This window comes from Pseudomonas sp. GM21, assembly GCF_000282215.1.
In the GTDB taxonomy this organism is placed as follows: Bacteria; Pseudomonadota; Gammaproteobacteria; order Pseudomonadales; family Pseudomonadaceae; genus Aquipseudomonas.
In genome coordinates this window covers 51,114-71,189 of record NZ_AKJS01000107.1, presented here as the reverse complement: position 1 = coordinate 71,189, position 20,076 = coordinate 51,114, and the positions used below count along the sequence as shown (strand labels likewise).

Genomic DNA, 20,076 nt, shown 5'->3' with positions numbered 1-20,076 from the left:
GCCTTTGAACCCTGTGGGAGCGGGCTTGCCCGCGATGCTTTTTAGCGGCTACGCAATCCTTCCAGCAACTTGCGCGTCGGATACCCGTCCGCAGGCCAGCCAAACGACTGCTGTGCACTGCGAATCGCCTTGCGCGTGTTGGCACCAATAATCCCGTCCGGGACGCCCGCGTCGTAATTCTGGGCGCTCAGCAGACTTTGCAATTCCATGCGCTCGGTGCGACTCAGTGGCAACTCATCTTTGGGCCAGCTGCCGCTGATCAGACCTGCACCGTCGAAGCGTTGTGACAACAAACCCACGGCCAACGCATAGGACGACGAGTTGTTGTACTTGAGAATCGCGCGGAAGTTGTCGAGGACCAGGAACGCAGGGCCACGATAACCGGCTGGCAGCAACAGGGCCGCGGAGAGGTGTTCCGAGCCAGGCGGAATCCGAGCCCCAGCGGGCAGTGAAACGCCCAGTTGCTGCCACTCGGCGACGCTTTTACGAATCGTGCCATCGGCCAGAACGTAGTTGAAACTGCTTGGCAGTCGTACTTCAAAGCCCCACGGCTGGCCTTTCTGCCAGCCGGAGCTTTGCAAATAGTGCGCAGTCGATGCCAATGCGTCGGCGGGGCTGTTCCAGATGTCGCGGCGACCATCACCGTCGAAGTCCACGGCGTGGGTGTTGTATGTGGTCGGGATGAACTGGGTCTGGCCCATGGCGCCGGCCCAGGAACCGAGCATTTTCTCGGGTGATATGTCGCCCTGTTGCAGGATTTGCAGGGCCGCGATCAGTTGGTCGTGCGCAAAGCCCGGGCGCCGGCCTTCGTACGCCAGGGTCGCCAGGGAGTTGATGACCGATTTGCTGCCCTGGAATTGGCCGAAGTTACTCTCCATGCCCCAGACCGACACAAGTACCTGGCGGTCGACGCCATAACGCTGTTCGATGCGTTGCAGGATGTCAGTGTATTCGTCGATCTGCGACTGGCCTTTACGTACTCGCAACGGCGAAAGGGCGCCATCGAGGTATTCCCACACCGGACGGGCAAATTCCGGCTGGCTGCGATCGGCACGGATCACGCTGGGGTCGAAGCTGACATTGGCAAAGGCGCGGTCGAACAGATCAGCGCGGATACCGGCGGCCAGTGCGTCTTTGCGGAAACCCGCTTGCCATTCGGCGAACGACTGGGTGGGCTGGACGTCGAGGTTTTCACCCGTCGGCACCACGGGCGGAATAACCGCAGGGGCTGTCGCGACAGGAAGGGTTTTGAGCGGCTGGGCGTCGGCGGCGGTCGGTTTTTCCGCGCAAGCGACAAGCAAAATGAGGCTGGAGGCAGCGATCAATTGGCGAACGGGCCAACGACGGGAAAGACAAAGGGGCATGCACAGGTCCAGGGCAATCAATTCAGATGCAGACCTTAACATGTAGAAGGGGTGTTCTGCTTTAAGCAGCCAGAAAGTAAGAAGCCTCCCAGCTATTAGACTGGAAGGCTTCGCGGCGGTAGCTGCCTTTGCCCTTGCCGGCTCGTTCCTGACGGCTGCGGAACAGTGGCTGGGCGATGATGGATTTGGCCTTGTTGGGGCCATGCGTTGATGGCTTTTTGCTCATGATGATTGCTCGCAAGTGAGTGGGTTTTGCGGGGCAAATCATCGGCCGAAGTTGAGGATCTGTCTAGTCCCCACATTGTGTAGGACCTTTCTCTGATCACAGTCCTGTAGCAGCTGGCGAAGCCTGCGTCCGACTGCGAAGCAGTCGTAAAACCTGAACCCACAATCATCCTGATGTAACTCATTTCCTGACTTGACGACTGCTTCGCAGTCGGACGCAGGCTTCGCCAGCTGCTACAGGGGGGTGTTTACTCGGAAGGCAAAGTCAGACGCTGACCAGCCATCAACAGCGACAATCGACTGAGGCTCATCCACGGCGAACCGGCTGCCTGCCCTTTGATCTGCGCGTCGATCCGTTGTGCCTCCAGCAGCAACTGTGCCCAGCGTTGCGCCGAGTAGCGTTGCAGCGCCTTGCTCATCAGCGGTTTGCGTTTGTCCCAGACGGGCGGTCGGGCGGAACTGAACGCTTTATCCAGCGGTACGCCCTGACTGTATTGCAGTGACAGGTTAACCAGCAGACGCAGTTCACGGGCCAGCGCCCAGAGAATCACCGGTGGTTCGACACCTTCACCGCGCAGCCCTTCCAGCATGCGCAGCGCGTGGGCCGCTTCGCCATTGAGGATGGCGTCGGTCAGGCCGAACACGTCGAAACGTGCACTGTCGGCCACGGCGGCCTGTACGGTTTCGACGGTGATCTGCCCACCTTCGGCCATCAATTTGAGCTTTTCGATTTCTTGTGCGGCGGCGAGCAAATTGCCTTCGACGCGGGCTGCAATCAGTTCAACCGCGTCCTGGCTGGCGGACAATCCGGCTTGAGACAGTCGCTGGCGAATCCAGCTGGGCAGCTGGTTTGCATCCACTGGCCAGATCTGCACGAACTGAGTCTGCTGACCTTCGACCAGCGCCTTGCCCCACTTGGTTTTCTGCGCACTGCCGTCGAGCTTGGGCAGGCTGATCAGCAATATCGTGTCTTCGGCCGGGCGCGAGCAGTATTCGATAAACGCGGCGGCGCCTTTGTCGCCGGGTTTGCCAGACGGCAGGCGCAGTTCCAGCAGACGTTTTTCGGCAAACAACGACATGCTTGCCCCCGCCTGCAACAACGTGCCCCAGTCGAAACTGGCATCGGCGGCGAAGACCTGACGTTCGTCGAAGCCCTGTTGGCGCGCAGCCGCACGGATGGCATCGGCCGCTTCCTGGCACAGCAGCGGGTCATCGCCACTGATGATATAGACGGGCGCGAGGGCACCTTGCAGGTGTTTACCGAGTTGGGCGGGGGCAAGTTTCATAAGAGAGGGCCAACGGGGCGCCGGAGCGCCCCGAAAGTCTTACTGCTGCGGGATCTGGATGGGCGACTGGCGCGGAGTATTCGCTTCAGCCTTCTGTGCGGCTTCCAGCGCCTGGGCTTCGGCCTTGGCCTTGGCTTCGGCGGTCTGCTGCAATTGGTCCAGTTGCGTTGGGGTAATCTGTTGCAGGCGCAGGATCATGCGTTGAATCAGCTCGCGGCGACTTTCGTTGCGGGCGTCGCTGGCTTTCTGGTCCGAACCCAACAGGTTGTTGCCGTCGTGAACGTAGATCTTGCGCACTTCGATCTTGTCGCTCATCAGCGGCAGGTTCTGTGCCCCACGAATGTCGTAGCTCAATACGGTGACCGCTTCATATTCACCGGTACCACCGCCGCCTGTGTAGCTGAGGATGCGCTGGCTTTCTTGCTCATTGGTCAGCACCAGTTTGTAAGGTGCGCCGACGAAAACCTTCACGCCGCTGTTTTCCAGCGCCTTACGCAGTTGCACTACGGTTTCGCCGTAGGCATTGCGGGCGCTCAGGTCGAGTTCCTTGATCGCCAGTTCGGTGGTGCCGGTACCGCGCAGCTGGAAACCGCAGGCGCTCAACAGGACCGCCAGGCCCATCACCAGCAGATTGCGTTTGATCATTTTGTTGCTCCCCTTGAAACCATGGGCCGATGTTGCGGCCCGAAAGGTTTTATTCGGCACCGGGCATGGCCCCCGGTGCCTGATCCAATTAGCTGGCGACGATATTGACCAGTTTCCCGGGCACGACGATCACTTTGCGAATCGTCAGGCCGTCGACAAAGCGCAGTACGTTTTCGTTGACGCGGGCAGCGGCTTCGACTTCTTCACGTGTCGCGCTGGCCGGCATTTCGATCTGGCCGCGCAGTTTGCCGTTGACCTGGATCACCAGTGTCAGGCTGTCCTGCACCAGCGCGCTGTCGTCCAGCACCGGCCAGCCGGCGTCGATCACCGGGTCGGCGTGACCCAGTTGATGCCACAACTCGTGGCAGATGTGCGGGGTGATCGGAGCCAGCAGCAGCGTCACGGCTTCCAGACCTTCCTGAACCAGTGCGCGATCCTGTTCGGTGCCTTGCGCGGCTTTTTCCAGAACGTTCATCAGCGTCATCACCTGAGCGATGGCGGTGTTGAATTTGTGGTTCTGGCCGACGTCGTGGCTGGCCTGTTTGATGGCCAGGTGGATCGAGCGACGAATGGCTTTCTGCTCGTCGTTCAGGCCGGCGACGTCCAGCTTGCCCGGCAGGCCCTGGGTAACGTGGGCTTGAGCCAGACGCCAGACGCGCTTGAGGAAGCGGTGCGAACCTTCTACGCCGGAGTCGGACCATTCCGCGCTCATGTCGGGTGGCGAGGCAAACATCATGAACAGGCGGCAAGTGTCTGCGCCGAACTGGTCAATCATCGACTGTGGGTCGACGCCGTTGTTCTTGGACTTGGCCATCTTCTCGGTGCCACCGATTTCCACCGGCAGGCCGTCTGCGATCAGCTTGGCGCTGATAACCTTGGCCTTGCTGTCACGCTCAAGCTCCACGTCCGCCGGGTTGAACCAGGTATAGGCGCCATTGGCTTCGCGACGATAGTAAGTCTCGGCGATCACCATGCCTTGGGTCAGCAGGTTCTTGAACGGCTCGTTGGAGCTCACCAGGCCTTCGTCGCGCATCAGCTTGTGGAAGAAGCGCGCGTAGAGCAGGTGAAGAATTGCGTGTTCGATACCGCCAATGTACTGATCCACCGGCAACCAATGGTCCGCAGCGGATTTTTCCACCAGACCACCTTCATAGTGTGGCGAGGCGTAACGGGCGTAGTACCACGAGGACTCGACGAAGGTGTCCATGGTGTCGGTTTCACGCTTGGCAGGCTGACCGCATTTCGGGCAGCTGCACTCGTAGAACTCGGGCATGCGCGCCAGTGGCGAACCGGCACCATCGGGTACGACGTCTTCTGGCAGCACAACAGGCAGTTGGTCTTCTGGCACCGGCACATCACCGCAGGCATCGCAGTGGATGATCGGGATCGGGCAGCCCCAATAGCGCTGGCGGCTGATACCCCAGTCGCGCAGGCGGAACTGGGTGCGCGAGGCGCCCAGGTTTTTCTTGATCAGCGCGACTTCGATCGCATCGAAAGCGCCTGCGAAATCGAGACCGTCGAACTCGCCGGAATTGATCAGCGTACCGTGTTCGCCATAGGCGTCCTGCCAAGGTGCCGGGTTGGTGTCACCCGAACTGGTGCGCACCACGGACTTGATCGGCAGGTTGTACTTGGTGGCGAATTCGAAATCACGCTCGTCGTGAGCCGGGACAGCCATGACCGCGCCATCGCCGTAGTGCATCAGCACATAGTTGGCGACCCACACCGGCAGTTTTTCGCCGGTCAGCGGGTGCTCGACAAACAACGAGGTCGGCAGGCCTTTTTTCTCTTGAGTGGCGACGTCGGCTTCAGCGACGCTGCCGCCCTTGCATTCAGCGATGAACGCTTGCAGCTCAGGATTGTTCTGCGCGGCCAGGGTGGCCAGGTGGTGTTCGGCGGCCACGGCAACGTAGGTGGCGCCCATCAGGGTGTCCGGACGGGTGGTGAACACTTTGAGCGCGCCGGTTTCGCCGATGGAATCGACGTTGTACGGGAACTGCACTTCCATGCCACGGGACTTGCCGATCCAGTTGCGCTGCATGGTCTTGACCTGTTCAGGCCAGCCAGTCAGCTCGTCGAGGCTCTCCAGCAGCTCATCCGCGTAAGCGGTGATCTTGAAGTAGTACATCGGGATTTCGCGCTTCTCGATCAGCGCGCCGGAACGCCAGCCGCGACCGTCGATCACTTGTTCGTTGGCCAGAACGGTCTGGTCGACCGGGTCCCAGTTCACGGTGCCGCTTTTTTTGTAGATCACGCCTTTTTCGAACAGGCGGGTGAACAGCCATTGTTCCCAACGGTAGTAATCTGGCTTGCAGGTGGTCACTTCGCGCGACCAGTCCACCGCCAGGCCCAGGCTGCGCAGCTGGGATTTCATGTAGGCGATGTTTTCGTAGGTCCACTTGGCGGGTGCTACGTTGTTCTTCATCGCGGCGTTTTCCGCCGGCATGCCGAAGGCGTCCCAACCCATGGGTTGCAGAACGTTCTTGCCTTGCATGCGCTGATAGCGGGAGATCACGTCGCCAATGGTGTAGTTACGCACGTGCCCCATGTGTAGCTTGCCGCTGGGGTAAGGGAACATCGACAGGCAATAGAATGTCTCCTTGCCTGGCTGTTCACTGACTTCAAAGGACTTTTGCTCATCCCAGAATGACTGGGCGGCGGCTTCGATTTCACGGGGCTGATATTGTTCGTGCATGGCTACTTTTGAACTGAATAGGGGTGGCCTAATCCTCTTCAATGCAACGCTGGACGGTGATCACGCCAAATCGGCGTTTCGGTGCCCATACGAGCTGGAAGTGGAGTTACAGGAAGCGCCGTAGCATACATGACCGCACTCTACCGAGGGAAACCCTGATTACTGTCGCGCGTCTTGTAAAAATGGCTGCGAGGGCCGTTGGTCGCAGCGCTCAGCCGGTTTGTTCATGGAAGCTAAGCTCTAAAAGGGGAGCGAGTCATATCTTCAATGAGGTGAGGGATGGTTGAGTCACAGCACAAAGCCACAAAACCGGAGCTGTACGAAAGACTGATTGATCGTCTGGGAATGGCTCTGGATGCTGCAAAAACTGCTGGTCGGCTACGCGATGAGCGTCCCCTTGAGCTGGAACTGCGTGGCCTCAGTCCCGCAGAGTTTGAATTGGTCAAAGCCTATCTGGATCGCAGTGAACGTGAAACACGTGGATGCTTGTCAGCAGCAGTGCAGCAACTCGACGCACCACGTTCGGCCAAAATCATCTGGCTCAAGGATAAAGTGCCTGGCAGGGAAGCGGTAAAGGTCCGGTCTCTGCAATTCAAGTAAGGGCGTTAGAACTATTGGCCCTTCATTTGACACATTCCATAGCGTAGTCCTTCCGTATTTGTTGTCGCTTTGCGTCAACCCACTTAGGCTTCGGGCATCTCTGGAGATGCTCGATGCCTTTTAGATATTTTGTGAAACAACTTCTGTTGCCTCCCGGCCTTCTCTTGCTGTTGTTGGTGCTTGCGTGGTGGTTGCGCCGCTCAAGGCCAAGACTTGCGGGTGTGTGCTTTGTTTTGGGTTGCGGGGGCTTCTGGCTGATGAGTTTGCCCGTGGTGGTGCAGTGGAGTGCTAAAGCGCTTGAGCGCGAACCGCCGCTGGCACGCGACGAGTGGGCGACGCTGGGGCAGCGCGCGGACGCTATCGTGGTGCTGGGTTCCGGGCGTGAACGCGGCGACCCGGCCTGGGGCGCCGACCAGCCGACTGGCGTGGGGCTGGAGCGCGAGCGTTATGCAGCGCGTCTGGCCAAGGCTTCCGGTTTGCCAGTTCTGACCAGCGGAGGCTTGCATTACGGTAAGCCACCCACCGAAGCGAAGTTGATGGCGGACTCGCTACTCGATGATTTTGGTGTGACGGTGCGCTGGCAGGAAGGGCGCAGCCGCACGACGTGGGAGAACGCGCAGTTCAGTGCCGAGGTGTTATTGCCTCAGGGCGTCAAGCGGGTGGTGGTCGTGACTCAGGCCTGGCATATGCCGCGGTCTGTCTGGAGTTTCCAGAAGGCAGGATTTGAAGTGGTGCCCGCGCCGGTAGGTTTTTTAGGCGTGGACAATGCCCGACCGCTGGGCGGCTGGATGCCGGAATTCAAGTCGTTATGGCAATCCGGGCAATTGCTGAATGAAGCGGTGGGGCAGATCGGGTATTCGCTTTTCTATCGGTGAAGATGATCGTTCCCACGCTCCGCGTGGGAATGCCGCCATGGACGCTCTGCGTCCGCTTCTGATGCTGTGACGCAGAGCGTCACGGGATGCATTCCCACGCAGAGCGTGGGAACGATCTTGCTTAAACGGTCTTGGCCATCCGGCTGGCAATCAACGCCCAGCCAAACAACAGCATGCAAACAATGATCAGCGGCCACGAACGCCATTGCAGGTACGGCGTCAGGTTGTGCATCGGCACCACTTCGCCGTACAGGACGCCGCGCTCAAACTGCGGGATCTGCGCGGTAATCTGGCCAAACGGGTTAATCAGCCCGGACACGCCATTGTTGGTCGCACGGATCATCCAGCGGCCCGCCTCAAGCGCGCGCATCTGCGCCATCTGCAAATGTTGCAGTGGGCCGATGGAGGTGCCGAACCAGGTGTCGTTGCTGATGGTCAGCAGCAAGTCGCTACGGGCCGCGAGGCTGGCGGCGAATTCCGGGTAGACCACTTCGTAGCAGATGAATGGAGCAATCTGATAACCCTTGGCTTGCAGCATCGGCTGGTCGGCTGGCCCGCGCGCGAAGTCGGACATGGGCAGGTCGAAGAACGCGATCAGCCCGCGCAGCACATCCTGCAACGGCACGTATTCACCAAACGGCACCAGTTTCTGCTTGAGGTAGGTGCCATCGCCTTCTCCGACAACAGTAATGCCGTTGAAGAAGCGTTTCTCGTGACGCACTTCCTGACGGATCGGTATGCCGGTAATCAGTGCCGAATTACGCTGGGCGGTGAAGTTACCCATCATGTTCAGGTAGCTCTCGGCGGACTCCTTGAGCACCGGTACGGCGGTTTCCGGCCAAATCAACAGGTCGGCGCGTTTGGAACGCAAGCTCATGTCACGGTACAGCGCCAATTGCGCATTGAGCTGCGCCGGGTCCCACTTCATGCTTTGTTCGATGTTGCCTTGAATCGCTGCGACGCTTAGCGCTGGACCCGCCGGGCTGGTCCAGGCGTGTTCTTTGAGTGCCATGCCGACCAACCATGGTCCGATCAACAGCACCGCACCTGCCGCGATAAACCCTTTACGCCCGGTGCGCACCAGACGCAGCGCGTTGTAGATCAGCGCGGCCGTCAGGGCCAGGGTGAAGGAAATCAGCCACATCCCGCCCACGGGCGCGAGTCCGGCCAATGGGCCATCAAGCTGGCTGTAACCGGAATACAGCCATGGGAAACCGGTGAGGAACCAGCCGCGAAACGCTTCCTGAGCGACCCACAACGCCGCAAATGCCAAGGCATCCGCCAGCGGTGCTTCATTACGGCGCAACCAGCGCGCCCAAATCCAGGCCGGCAGGGCAAAGAACCAGGCAATTGCGGCCGTGAAGATCAGCATCAGGAAACCGGCCAGCAGCACCGATGCGCCGCCGAAATGGTGAATGCTGTAGTAGATCCAGCTCGTGCCGGCGCCAAACAGACCAAAACCGAAACACCAGCCACGGCCCAAGGCCTGACGAGGGTTCAGCTCGCGTAAACCGGCGTAAAAGAAACCGACCGCCAGCAACGCCAACGGCCAGATATCGAACGGCGCCAAGGCCAGGGTAGTGATTGCACCGGCCGCCACGGCCAGCAGATTACCGGGCCAGCCGGGGCGGGTTACGCGGAGCATGTCAATCCTTAACGGGCAATTGGGGTCAGGCGCAGCAAGTGAATTCGCCGGCTGTCGGCGTTCAGGATGCGGAAACGATAAGGGCCGATTTCAGTGATTTCGTTGCGTTTTGGCAAATGCCCGAACGCGCTCATCACCAAGCCGCCGACGGTATCAAACTCATCGTCGGAAAATTCGCTGTCGAAGAACTCGTTGAAGTTTTCGATCGGCGTCAACGCCTTGATCAGGAAGTCACCGCTGGGCAGCGGCTTGATGTAGCTGTCTTCTTCGACGTCGTGTTCGTCTTCGATATCGCCGACGATTTGCTCCAGCACGTCTTCAATGGTCACCAGCCCAGCCACACCGCCGTACTCGTCAATGACGATGGCCATGTGGTTGTGGTTGGCGCGAAACTCGCGCAGCAACACATTCAGGCGCTTGGACTCGGGCACGAAGGTGGCCGGGCGCAGCAGGTCCTTGATGTTGAAACGGTCGCCATTCTCCTTGAGGATCAACGGCAGCAAGTCCTTGGCCAGCAACACGCCCATCACGTCATCGTGGCTTTCGCCGATCACCGGGTAGCGGGAGTGGGCCGAATCAACGACGGCAGGCAGGAACTCGCGAGGGCTCTGGGTCGCCTTGATGCTGACCATTTGCGAACGAGGGACCATGATGTCCCGTACTTGCAGGTCCGCAACCTGGATGGCGCCTTCGACGATGGCCAGCGCTTCGCTGTCCAACAGTTTGTTCTGGTGTGCGTCGCGCAGGAGCTCCAGCAGCTCCTGGCGGTTTTTCGGCTCGTGGGCAAAAGCCTGGGTGAGCTTACCCAGCCAGGACTTCTGCCCGTTGCTCGATCGATCTTCGCTCATAGCGATTACTCTGAATCCTTTGTTGTAACAATAGGGGATGTTTCTGTTTCGTCGTCCGCGTACGGGTCCGGATAGCCCAATTCAGCAAGCAACGTTCGTTCCAGTGCTTCCATCTCTTCGGCTTCGTCGTCATCTATATGGTCGTAACCCAGTAGATGCAAGCAGCCGTGAATGACCAGATGTGCCCAATGGGCCTTCAGTGCCTTGCCTTGCTCAGCGGCTTCGCGCTCCACCACGGCCACGCAGATCACCAGATCGCCCAATAACGGGATATCGAGAAACTCATCGGGCACATCGGCGGGGAACGATAGAACGTTAGTGGCGTAATCTTTTTGCCGCCAGGTGTGATTCAGTTCGCGGCCTTCTTCTTCGTCGACCAGGCGAATGGTCATCTCCGAATCGGCTGTGCGCTGGCGCAGGGCCAGTTCGCACCATTGGCGGAACTCGGCTTCGCTGGGGGCGGGCGCTTGTGTAGCCAGTTGAAGATCAAGCTCAAGCATCGCGGCGGTGGTCCTTGGGGGCTTCTTCGGCCACGCGGTTCTCGAAGCGCTCGTAAGCTTCGACGATGCGTTGCACCAGTGGATGGCGCACGACGTCCTTGGGCATGAAATGGGTGAAGCTGATACCCGGCACGTCTTTGAGCACCTCGATCACATGGTGCAGCCCGGATTTGGTGCCTTTCGGCAGGTCGACCTGGGTGATATCACCGGTGATGACCGCTGTGGAGCCAAAGCCGATACGGGTCAGGAACATCTTCATCTGCTCGACGGTGGTGTTCTGGCTTTCGTCGAGGATGATGAAGCTGTTGTTCAGCGTGCGACCGCGCATGTAAGCCAGTGGCGCAACTTCGATGACCTGGCGCTCGATCAGCTTGGCGACGTGTTCGAAGCCGAGCATTTCGTAGAGGGCGTCATAGAGCGGTCGCAGGTATGGGTCGATTTTCTGCGACAAGTCGCCGGGCAGGAAGCCGAGTTTCTCGCCTGCTTCAACCGCCGGGCGAACCAGCAGGATGCGGCGAATCTGCTCGCGCTCCAGCGCGTCTACCGCGCAGGCAACGGCCAGATAGGTCTTGCCAGTACCGGCAGGGCCGATGCCGAAGTTGATGTCGTTGCCGAGAATTTCCTTCACGTAACGCAGTTGATTCAAGCCGCGAGGGCGAATCATGCCTTTTTTGGTGCGCAGCGCTACGGAGGGTTCGGACGGCGATACGTTGTCCAGCTCTTCGACGGCCGATTCCTGCAGGAACAGGTGAACCATGTCCGGCGAAAGCTCGGTACCTTTGGTTTCCCGGTACAGGCGGCGCAGGAGGTTTTCTGCGGAGGTGGTGTGTTTGGGTTCGCCGATCAATTCGAACTGGTTTCCGCGGTTGCGGATCTCGATGGTCAGGCGCTGTTCGATCAAGCGCAAATGCTCGTCGAATTGCCCGCACAGATTGGCGAAGCGGCGAGCCTCAAAGGGCTCGAGGATGAAACGATGTGGTTCTATGGGTGCGTTCAAGGTCGTATTTAGCCGCCCTGGGGCAATTAAGATGAAATCAAGGATAACGCCACTGGGCTGGGTGCGAAAGCTCTTAAATGGATGAACCTGCTCTCGAGAACAAAGCAGCTTCACTGTGGGAGCTGGCCTTGCCAGCGATGAGGGACTCACATCCAAAAGAGATGTTGCCTGTTATACCGCTATCGCAGGCAAGCCAGCTCCCACATTTGATCCCTATTGAATTGAAATTGGTGTTACTGGATCAGCGAGCCCCGCAGCGAGTGCGGTTGTGCGGCGTCGATGTGCACGTCGGCGAACTGCCCGATCAGGGTCGGATTGTCGCAACGGAAGTTGACGATACGGTTGTTCTCGGTCCGGCCTTGCAGTTCGCCGGGGTCTTTTTTCGAATAATCGGTGACCAGAATCCGCTGGATCGACCCGACCATTTGTCGGCTGATCTCGAAACCCTGCTGGTTCAGGCGATGTTGCAGGGCGTTCAGGCGCTCTTTTTTCAGCTCTTCAGGTGTTTCGTCGGCCAGGTCGGCAGCCGGAGTGCCCGGGCGCTGGCTGTAGACAAACGAATAGGAAAAGTCGAAACCGACGTCTTCGATCAACTTCATGGTTTGCTCGAAGTCTTTTTCGGTTTCGCCCGGGAAGCCGACGATAAAGTCCGAACTGATGCAGATGCCCGGCACGGCGGCCCGCAGTTTTCGCAGTTTGGATTTGTATTCCAGCGCCGTGTGGTTGCGTTTCATCGCCGAGAGAATCCGGTCTGAACCCGATTGCACGGGCAGGTGCAGGTGTTTCACCAGTTCCGGCACGTCGGCGTGGGCCTGGATCAGACTGTCGGAGAACTCCAGCGGGTGCGACGTGGTGTAGCGAATCCGGTCGATGCCATCGACAGCCGCCACAACGCGGATCAGTTCGGCCAGATCAGCCAGGCGCCCGTCGTGAGTCGTGCCGCGATAACCGTTGACGTTCTGACCCAGCAGCGTCACTTCACGCACGCCGTTTTCAGCCAGGTGAATGATCTCGGCAATCACGTCGTCGAACGGGCGGCTGACTTCTTCGCCGCGGGTGTACGGCACCACGCAGAACGTGCAGTACTTGCTGCAACCTTCCATGACCGACACGTAGGCGCTCGGGCCATCGATACGTGGCTCGGGCAAATGGTCGAATTTTTCGATTTCCGGGAAGGAAACATCGACTTGCGGCAATTTGGTGGCGCGTGCGGCGTCGATCATTTCCGGCAGGCGGTGCAGGGTTTGAGGGCCGAAGACCACGTCCACGTATGGCGCGCGATCACGAATGGCGGCGCCTTCCTGACTGGCCACGCAACCGCCGACGGCGATCACCATGTCCGGGTTGGCGAGTTTCAGTTCGCGCCAGCGGCCGAGCTGGGAGTACACCCGGTCCTGGGCGCGCTCGCGAATGGAGCAGGTGTTGAGCAGGATCACGTCGGCATCTTCAGCGCGAGCGGTGACTTCCAGGGCCTGGTGTTCACCCAGCAAGTCGACCATGCGCGAGCTGTCGTACTCGTTCATCTGGCAACCGTGGGTTTCGATGTAAAGCTTCTTGGCCATGGATACAGTCATCACGTGATTCAAAGAACCGCGCATTATAGGGAACATGTTCCAAGGTTCCTACCATTGTGCGTCCGGCGGCTATGCTATAGTTCGCGCCCTCATTTTTATCCCCAAATGTGTTGCTCGCCCACCATGACCAAACGTGAAGCTCCAATCTACAAGGTGATTTTCCTCAACCAGGGCCAGGTGTACGAAATGTATGCCAAGCAGATCTATCAAAGTGATCTGTGGGGCTTTCTGGAAGTGGAAGAGTTCGTCTTTGGCGAGCGCACGCAAGTGGTCGTCGATCCGAGCGAAGAAAAGCTCAAGGCTCAGTTTGAAGGCGTGGTACGCAGTTTTGTGCCGATGCATTCGATTGTGCGCATCGACGAGGTAGAGCGTCTGGGCACACCGAAAATCAGCGAAGCCCGTGGCGCGGTCGGCAATGTCATGCCGTTTCCGATGCCGATGCCTGAGAAGTAGGCCTCAAGACCGAGTCGCCCCATTCGCGAGCAGGCTCGCTCCCACAGAATCTCTAGTGTTAACAAATGTTGTGTTCACAGGAGATCAACTGTGGGAGCGGGCTTGCTCGCGAAGGGGCCAGTCAGATCAATACAGAAATCAGGGCAGTGGCGAAAACGGCGTTCGCCCATCCGCGCTCTGCAATTCCATCAGGTATTTACGAAAGATTTGTCCCAGCACTTGAGTCGCCACTTCAAGTTCTTCGCGCGGCATTTTCTCGGCCACTTCATCCGCCGTGTCCAGCGCATCTTCCGCGCCATTGACCGCCGCCATCTTCAGCACGATGTACGCCTGAATGTTGTTGGCCGGTACGCCTTCGCCGTGGAAGAACATGGTGCCCAGTTTGAATTGCGCCTGCGCGTGGCCTTGCAGGGAGGCTTTTTCGAAATAGCTGAGGGCTTTATTGAGGTCGCGCGGCGTGTTTTTGCCGTTGTAGTAGAACTCACCCAACTCGTATTGCGCTTGCGCATCCCCTTCATCCGACGCTTTCTGGCAGGCGGCGAGCGCTTGCGTCAGGTCTTGCGGCTGAGTATTGAGGGTGCAGCGACCCATCGCTGGGATTAACAACGAGTTGCCGCCTGCTTGTGCGAGCGCGAGCAGGGGCTGAAGGAGCAACAGGCAGCCCATTGAAAGGGCGCGGCCGGTGCGGTTCATGAGAATCGACTTACCTCTGAAGGGCGCGCGGACCCATCGAGGGATCCAATAAGCGCGCATTATGAAATAAGCAGGGCCAACCTTACAAAGTCTTTACTCGTTTTTCTGCTGCGCGGGGAATATATCGCCCAATTTGCGGGAGATTATTAGCAGTAGCGTAGGAAGAACGGTGCGAATGTAGGTAAAAGCTGACGCTGGCAGTCGCCAACGTCAGCGGCAGAGCGTTATTTCAATGCGGCGAATGCGCGCTCGGCGGCATCCAGCGTCAGTTTCAACTCGGCCTCGCCGTGGGCGATTGAGGTGAAGCCGGCTTCGAAAGCGCTCGGCGCCAGGTACACCCCGCCTTCGAGCATCAAGTGGAAGAAGCGACCGAACAGGGCCGCGTCGCTGGCCATCACGTCATCGAAGGTGACGATGTCGTCAGCGCCACTGAAGTACAGGCCAAACATGCCGCCCGCCTGCGTGGTCACGAACGGAATGCCTGCGGCATCGGCGCGCTGTTGCAGGCCGTCGAGCAGGCGGCTGGTGTAGTCGCTAAGCTCGGCATGGAACCCCGGACGGCTGATCAGGCGCAGGGTGGTCAGGCCGGCGGCCATGGCCAGAGGATTACCCGACAACGTGCCCGCCTGGTACACCGGGCCCAATGGCGCGATGTGCGACATGATTTCGTGCTTGCCGCCGAAGCAGCCGACCGGCATGCCGCCGCCGATGATCTTGCCGAAGGTGCTCAGGTCCGGCGTAACGCCGAAGTGCGCTTGTGCACCGCCGAGGGCGACGCGGAAACCGGTCATCACTTCGTCGAAGATCAGCACCACGCCGTGCTTGTCGCACAGGGTCCGCAGGCCTTCGAGGAAACCCGGCGCCGGTGGTACGCAGTTCATGTTGCCGGCGACCGGCTCAACGATGATGCACGCTACGTCACGGCCGACTTCGGCGAGCATGGTTTCCACCGCGTCGATGTCGTTGAACGGCAGGGTCAGGGTGTGTTTGGCGAAGTCCGCCGGCACGCCGGCCGAGCTCGGTACGCCTTGGGTCAATGCGCCAGAACCGGCCTTGACCAGCAGGCTGTCGGAGTGACCGTGGTAGCAGCCTTCGAACTTGATGATGTTGTCGCGGCCGGTGAAGCCACGGGCCAGGCGGATCGCGCTCATGGTTGCTTCAGTGCCGGAGCTGACCATGCGCACCATTTCCATTGATGGCACGATCGAGCAGACCAGGTCGGCCATCTCGGTTTCCATCGCGGTCGGGGCGCCGTAGGACAAACCGTGTTCCAGCTGTTTACGCACCGCGTCCAGCACGTCCGGATGGCTGTGGCCGAGGATCATCGGGCCCCAGGAACCTACGTAGTCGACATAACGCTTGTCGTCTTCGTCGGTGACGTAAGCGCCTTCGGCATGTTTGAAAAACAGCGGGGTACCACCCACGCTTTTGAACGCGCGAACAGGCGAATTCACGCCCCCGGGGATGTGTTTCTGGGCATTGGCAAACAGGGTTTCGGAACGAGACATGGTCGGGCTCTCAAATCAGATTTTAAGCTACTTAAAAAGCAGTTCGTTAAAGGCGCGGGCGCGGCGTGTCACTTCACCAGGGCTCTCGGCGCCAAACAGACCGTGGACGACCGCCAGCAGATCTGCCCCGTGGGCCACCAGTGGCGCGGCGTTCTCCAGGGTGATGCCACCAATCGCGCAGATCGGCAGGTGCAGTGTGCGGCGGGCCTGATCGAGCAGTTCGAGGCTGCACGTGGGGGCGCCGGGTTTGGTGTTGGAATTGAAGAAGCGGCCGAAGGCGACATAACTGGCGCCTTCCTTCGCGGCTTGTTCGGCGAGTTCGAGCTGCGCGTGGCAGGTCGAGCCGATGATGGCTTTGGAGCCGAGCAGAGCGCGGGTCGGCGACAGCGGACCATCGGTCTGGCCCAGGTGCACACCGACGTTCAGGCGTGCGGCCAGTTCGGCATCGTCATTGATGATCAGCTGGGTCTTATAGCGGTTGCACAGATCGCGCAAGGTTTCGGCCTCACGCAGGCGGCGGGCCTCGTCGGTGCTTTTGTCGCGGTACTGCAGCAGGGTGACGCCGCCTTCCAGCGCCGCCTCCACGTACTCAAGCAGTTTACCGGCCAGCAACTGGCGGTCGGTAATAGCGTACAGGCCACGTAGTTTCATCGAGCAAGCCTCACCGCATGACTAATTAGAAGTTACGAACAGAAATCCAGCGGCAGACGGCGCGGCACGAACTGGCCTTTGCCCAATTGCTCCGCGTCACGCAGGGTTCGCCATGTGTAGTTAAGCGCGGTCTGCACGGCACTGGCGAGGTTTTCACCCTGGGCCAGACGACCGGCCAGGGCACTGGCCAGTGTGCAACCCGAACCGTGATAACTGCCGGGCAAGCGCTGGCAGGTAAAGGTTTCGCGGAGGCCGTCGCGGCTGTACAGGCGATTGTGGATTTCGTGTTCGTCGCCATGGCCACCGGTGATCAGCAGGTGTTTGACGAATGGCAGCAGTTTTTCGGCGCACTCGTCGGCGGTGCCTTCGGGCAGTTCGGCGAGGATGCGCGCTTCAGGCAAGTTAGGGGTGGCAATGATGGACAGTGGCAGCAGGCGTTCGCGCATGGCATAGCCGACTTCATCCTTGCCCAGTCGTCCACCACCACCGGCACGTAGCACCGGATCGCAGACCACTGGCAGGTGCGGGTGCGCGGAGAGCAGTTCGACTACCGTGTCGACCATCTCCAGGGAACCGAGCATGCCCAGTTTGACCGCGGCGACTTCGGAGTCGTTGAGTACGGCATTGGCCTGGGCCAACACCCACTCACGATCGAGGACGCGAAAGTCAGTGACGTTGACCGTGTCTTGCACGGTCAGGGCGGTAACGGTCGGGGCCGCATGACAACCCTGAGCGAGCAGGGCTTCGATATCTGCCTGCAAGCCGGCGCCACCACTTGGGTCGTGGCCGGAGAGACAGAGGACAACGGGGCGAGAGCTGTAGATATTCATGGTGCGCGAGCTTATCACCAGTCGACCAGCGAGTCATGAGACGGACTATGTAGCCGCAGGCTTCACCAGCGGCTACAGGAATGCGCAGAATGGCCGATGCACTGTCATAACCTGAGCAAAACAGCGCGTTTTGTGTTGTGTGTGCGGCTGTAATGTCCGGGCTAGAGCCTTTGAATGAAAAATTTCAATGGTGTTCATTGGCCATCAACGGCTATGCTAGAGTGGATCCAAACCAATAACAGGTAATGCCGGTTTTACGTCTACTCAAAAGGAATGAGGGGCTTCCTGAGATAACCGGACAGGCCACGCTGGGGCTTAAATGCGCTATTTGCTGATATTGCTGCTTTGCTTGCCCCTCATGGCGAGCGCCGTCGAGTTCGACGAGTTCACTCAAAGCCTGCCTTTGGGCCGAAGCCTGCAAGTGTACGAAGACGCGGGTGGTCAGGCGACCATCGCCGATGTCCGTGCGCAAGCCGCGGCCGGTAACTTCAAGACCCACGACAAAGCGACGCTCAACGCCGGTTATTCGCGTTCGGTGTTCTGGCTGAAAATCGACCTGCTCTACCGCCCGACCAACCCGCAAGCACAACGCACCTGGCTGCTCGAACTGGCCTATCCGCCCCTTGATCACCTTGATCTGTTTTTGCCCGATGCTGCCGGCAGCTATCAATTGGTGCGGCAGACCGGCGATGCATTACCGTTTTCCACGCGCGAGATCCGCCAGAACAACTACCTGTTCGATTTGAAATTCACGCCTGACCAGGTACAAACGGTGTACCTGCGCCTGCAAAGTCAAGGCTCGATCCAGGCGCCGGTTACCTTGTGGTCGAGCACCGCTTTTCTCGAAGAACAGCCGGTCCGGCTTTATGTGTTGGGGCTGATCTATGGTGTGTTGTTGGGGATGCTGGTTTACAACCTGTTCATCTACCTCAGCGTGCGTGACACCAGCTACCTCTATTACATTTTCTATATCGCCTCGTTCGGGTTGTATCAGCTGTCGGTCAACGGCGCGGCTGTGGAATATTTCTGGCCTGACAATCCGTGGTGGGCCAACGCCGCCACACCATTCTTCATCGGTTGCGCCGGGCTGTTTGGCAGCCAGTTCGCCCGTAGCTTCTTGCAGACAGGTTCTTACGGGCGCTGGCTCGATCGTATGCTGCTGGCATTGATTGCATTCAGCGCAGTGGTGATCGGGCTGTCATTGATGGCCAGTTACGCCCTGGCCTTGCGACTGGCCACTGCCCTGGCCTTGACCTTCACGGTGGTGATTTTCGCCGCCGGGTTGTGTGCCTGGTTGCGTGGCTTGCGTGTGGCGCGGTATTTCATCATTGCCTGGTCGGCGTTTTTGCTCGGTGGCGTCGTCAATACGCTGATGGTGCTGGGTTACCTGCCGAACGTGTTCCTGACCATGTATTCGAGCCAGATCGGCTCAGCGATCGAAGTGGCGTTGTTGTCGCTGGCCCTGGCTGACCGAATCAACGCCATGCGCGAGCAGCAAGCGCAAACGCTGTTTGATGCGGGTCAAAAACTCGAAGTGCTGAACCAGCAACTGGCTCACGGTAACAAGCTCAAAGATGAATTCCTCGCCACCCTGACCCACGAATTGCGCACCCCGATGAACGGTGTGATCGGTTCGCTGGAGTTGATGCAGACCGTCGAGATGGATCCTGAGCTGGAGCAATACCAGCAAACCGCCGCCGGTTCCGCGCGGGACATGATGCGCATGGTCAACGGCATCCTGACCCTGACCGAATTGCAGGCTGGCACGCTCAAGGTTTCCCCTGCAGCGTTCAGCTTGCGGGGCGTGGTCGATGCCTTGCGCGCGCAGTTCGAGGTCAACGCATCGAGCAAGTCGCTGGACTTCAAAGTCGACGTAGCCTCGGGACTGCCGGATCGCTTGCACGGTGACAGCACCAAACTGACGCAATGCCTGGAATGCCTGTTGGATAACGCGATCAAGTTCACCCGAGTCGGCGGCTTGGCGCTACGGGTGACGGGCAAGCCGGTGGAAAACGGTCGGTTGTCTTTGTCGTTTGCGGTGATCGACACGGGTATCGGCTTCACCGATCTGGGGGAGGCGACGATGTATCAGCGTTTCTTCCAGCTCGACGGTTCAATGACTCGCGAATACGGCGGTCTGGGCGTGGGGCTGGCGATTTGTCGGCAACTCGTCGAACTGCTCGGTGGGCGCTTGACGCACCGCTCCGAGCCGGGCAGCGGCAGCCGCTTCCAGCTAGATGTCGACTTTGATTTGCCGGTGGTAGAGCGACCGCCTGTACCGTTGATGAGCGGCGATTTTGGGCGTTTGCGCTTACCGCAGGATTGCAGCGTGTTGTTGGTGGATGACAACAGCGTCAACCAGTTAGTGATGCGCGGCATGTTGCTCAAGCTCGGGTTCCGGGTGCGTTCCGCCGACAACGGCCTGAGCGCGGTCGATCAGTTGCAGCGTGAAACCTTTGATGCGGTGCTGGTCGATGGTCAGTTGCCGCCTCAAGACGGCCTCTCCCTGTGCTGCCAGATCCGCGCCTTGCCAGGTTGCGCCGACTTGCCGGTGTTCGTGGTGGCTCTGAGTGTGGATCGTGAACGCTGCCCGACCGGTGACTTGATTGATTACCTGAACAAACCGGTGAAATTCGAAGATTTGCAGGCCGCGCTCTATCGTCGGGTGTTGTGCCCAGGGTAGGGCG

General features: G+C 59.4%; 18 protein-coding genes. 4 read left to right on the top strand and 14 right to left on the bottom strand.

The genetic code is table 11. From position 1 onward, the window contains the following. Positions 1-41: 41 nt before the first annotated feature. The 5 genes from PMI22_RS11695 to leuS form a co-directional block, all read right to left on the bottom strand. Positions 42-1,364: a lytic murein transglycosylase gene (locus PMI22_RS11695; protein ID WP_033049348.1), complete on the bottom strand. Its 1,323-nt coding sequence runs from the start codon at positions 1,362-1,364 to the stop codon at positions 42-44. A 61-nt stretch (positions 1,365-1,425) separates the two neighbouring features. Continuing rightward, positions 1,426-1,590 carry an alternative ribosome rescue factor ArfA gene (gene arfA / locus PMI22_RS11700; protein ID WP_007946659.1) on the bottom strand — a complete coding sequence of 55 codons (165 nt, stop codon included), beginning with the start codon at positions 1,588-1,590 and terminating at the stop codon, positions 1,426-1,428. 247 nt (positions 1,591-1,837) lie between these two features. Continuing rightward, complete coding sequence (gene holA / locus PMI22_RS11705) at positions 1,838-2,875, bottom strand: DNA polymerase III subunit delta (RefSeq protein ID WP_007946658.1); 1,038 nt, start codon at positions 2,873-2,875, stop codon at positions 1,838-1,840. A gap of 39 nt (positions 2,876-2,914) precedes the next feature. Continuing rightward, entirely contained in the window at positions 2,915-3,520 is a 606-nt protein-coding gene (locus PMI22_RS11710; RefSeq protein WP_007946657.1) for an LPS-assembly lipoprotein LptE, read from the bottom strand. Positions 3,521-3,608: 88 nt separating this feature from the next. Beyond that, positions 3,609-6,215 (bottom strand): leucine--tRNA ligase, encoded by a 2,607-nt coding sequence (gene leuS / locus PMI22_RS11715; RefSeq protein WP_007946656.1) that lies wholly within the window; start codon positions 6,213-6,215, stop codon positions 3,609-3,611. 279 nt (positions 6,216-6,494) lie between these two features. On the opposite strand from leuS, the gene PMI22_RS11720 reads away from it, so the two are divergent. Together PMI22_RS11720 and PMI22_RS11725 are read left to right on the top strand one after the other, a co-directional pair. Further along, positions 6,495-6,815, top strand: a complete 321-nt coding sequence (locus PMI22_RS11720) for a hypothetical protein (RefSeq protein ID WP_007946655.1) — start codon at positions 6,495-6,497, stop codon at positions 6,813-6,815. A 113-nt stretch (positions 6,816-6,928) separates the two neighbouring features. Next, positions 6,929-7,690 (top strand): YdcF family protein, encoded by a 762-nt coding sequence (locus tag PMI22_RS11725; RefSeq protein WP_007946653.1) that lies wholly within the window; start codon positions 6,929-6,931, stop codon positions 7,688-7,690. Between the two features lie 121 nt (positions 7,691-7,811). Here PMI22_RS11725 and lnt read toward each other — a convergent pair whose 3' ends face one another. The 5 genes from lnt to miaB form a co-directional block, all read right to left on the bottom strand. Continuing rightward, positions 7,812-9,335, bottom strand: a complete 1,524-nt coding sequence (gene lnt / locus PMI22_RS11730; RefSeq protein ID WP_007946652.1) for an apolipoprotein N-acyltransferase — start codon at positions 9,333-9,335, stop codon at positions 7,812-7,814. 8 nt (positions 9,336-9,343) lie between these two features. After that, positions 9,344-10,183, bottom strand: a complete 840-nt coding sequence (locus PMI22_RS11735; protein ID WP_007946651.1) for an HlyC/CorC family transporter — start codon at positions 10,181-10,183, stop codon at positions 9,344-9,346. Between the two features lie 5 nt (positions 10,184-10,188). Beyond that, positions 10,189-10,683 carry an rRNA maturation RNase YbeY gene (gene ybeY, locus PMI22_RS11740; protein WP_007946650.1) on the bottom strand — a complete coding sequence of 165 codons (495 nt, stop codon included), beginning with the start codon at positions 10,681-10,683 and terminating at the stop codon, positions 10,189-10,191. Beyond that, positions 10,676-11,680: a PhoH family protein gene (locus tag PMI22_RS11745; RefSeq protein ID WP_033049346.1), complete on the bottom strand. Its 1,005-nt coding sequence runs from the start codon at positions 11,678-11,680 to the stop codon at positions 10,676-10,678. The genes ybeY and PMI22_RS11745 overlap by 8 nt, the downstream gene beginning before the upstream one ends. 233 nt (positions 11,681-11,913) lie before the next feature. After that, positions 11,914-13,242: a tRNA (N6-isopentenyl adenosine(37)-C2)-methylthiotransferase MiaB gene (miaB, locus tag PMI22_RS11750; protein WP_033049358.1), complete on the bottom strand. Its 1,329-nt coding sequence runs from the start codon at positions 13,240-13,242 to the stop codon at positions 11,914-11,916. A gap of 135 nt (positions 13,243-13,377) precedes the next feature. Here miaB and PMI22_RS11755 point away from each other — a divergent pair, with 135 nt between their 5' ends. Further along, entirely contained in the window at positions 13,378-13,707 is a 330-nt protein-coding gene (locus PMI22_RS11755; protein ID WP_007894425.1) for a DUF1820 family protein, read from the top strand. Between the two features lie 138 nt (positions 13,708-13,845). Here PMI22_RS11755 and PMI22_RS11760 read toward each other — a convergent pair whose 3' ends face one another. From PMI22_RS11760 to PMI22_RS11775, 4 genes are all read right to left on the bottom strand, one after another. After that, positions 13,846-14,400, bottom strand: a complete 555-nt coding sequence (locus PMI22_RS11760; RefSeq protein WP_007946647.1) for a tetratricopeptide repeat protein — start codon at positions 14,398-14,400, stop codon at positions 13,846-13,848. 224 nt (positions 14,401-14,624) lie between these two features. Beyond that, a complete protein-coding gene (gene hemL, locus PMI22_RS11765; RefSeq protein ID WP_007946646.1) occupies positions 14,625-15,908 on the bottom strand; it encodes a glutamate-1-semialdehyde 2,1-aminomutase in 1,284 nt (427 codons plus the stop codon). Positions 15,909-15,935: 27 nt separating this feature from the next. Then, the gene (gene thiE, locus PMI22_RS11770) at positions 15,936-16,559 is read right to left on the bottom strand and encodes a thiamine phosphate synthase (RefSeq protein ID WP_007946645.1); all 624 of its coding nucleotides are present in this window, start codon (positions 16,557-16,559) and stop codon (positions 15,936-15,938) included. A 32-nt stretch (positions 16,560-16,591) separates the two neighbouring features. Continuing rightward, positions 16,592-17,389: a hydroxymethylpyrimidine/phosphomethylpyrimidine kinase gene (locus PMI22_RS11775; RefSeq protein WP_007946643.1), complete on the bottom strand. Its 798-nt coding sequence runs from the start codon at positions 17,387-17,389 to the stop codon at positions 16,592-16,594. A 319-nt stretch (positions 17,390-17,708) separates the two neighbouring features. Between PMI22_RS11775 and PMI22_RS11780 the strand changes: the two genes are divergently transcribed. Further along, positions 17,709-20,072, top strand: a complete 2,364-nt coding sequence (locus PMI22_RS11780) for a hybrid sensor histidine kinase/response regulator (protein ID WP_007946642.1) — start codon at positions 17,709-17,711, stop codon at positions 20,070-20,072. Positions 20,073-20,076 lie beyond the last annotated feature (4 nt).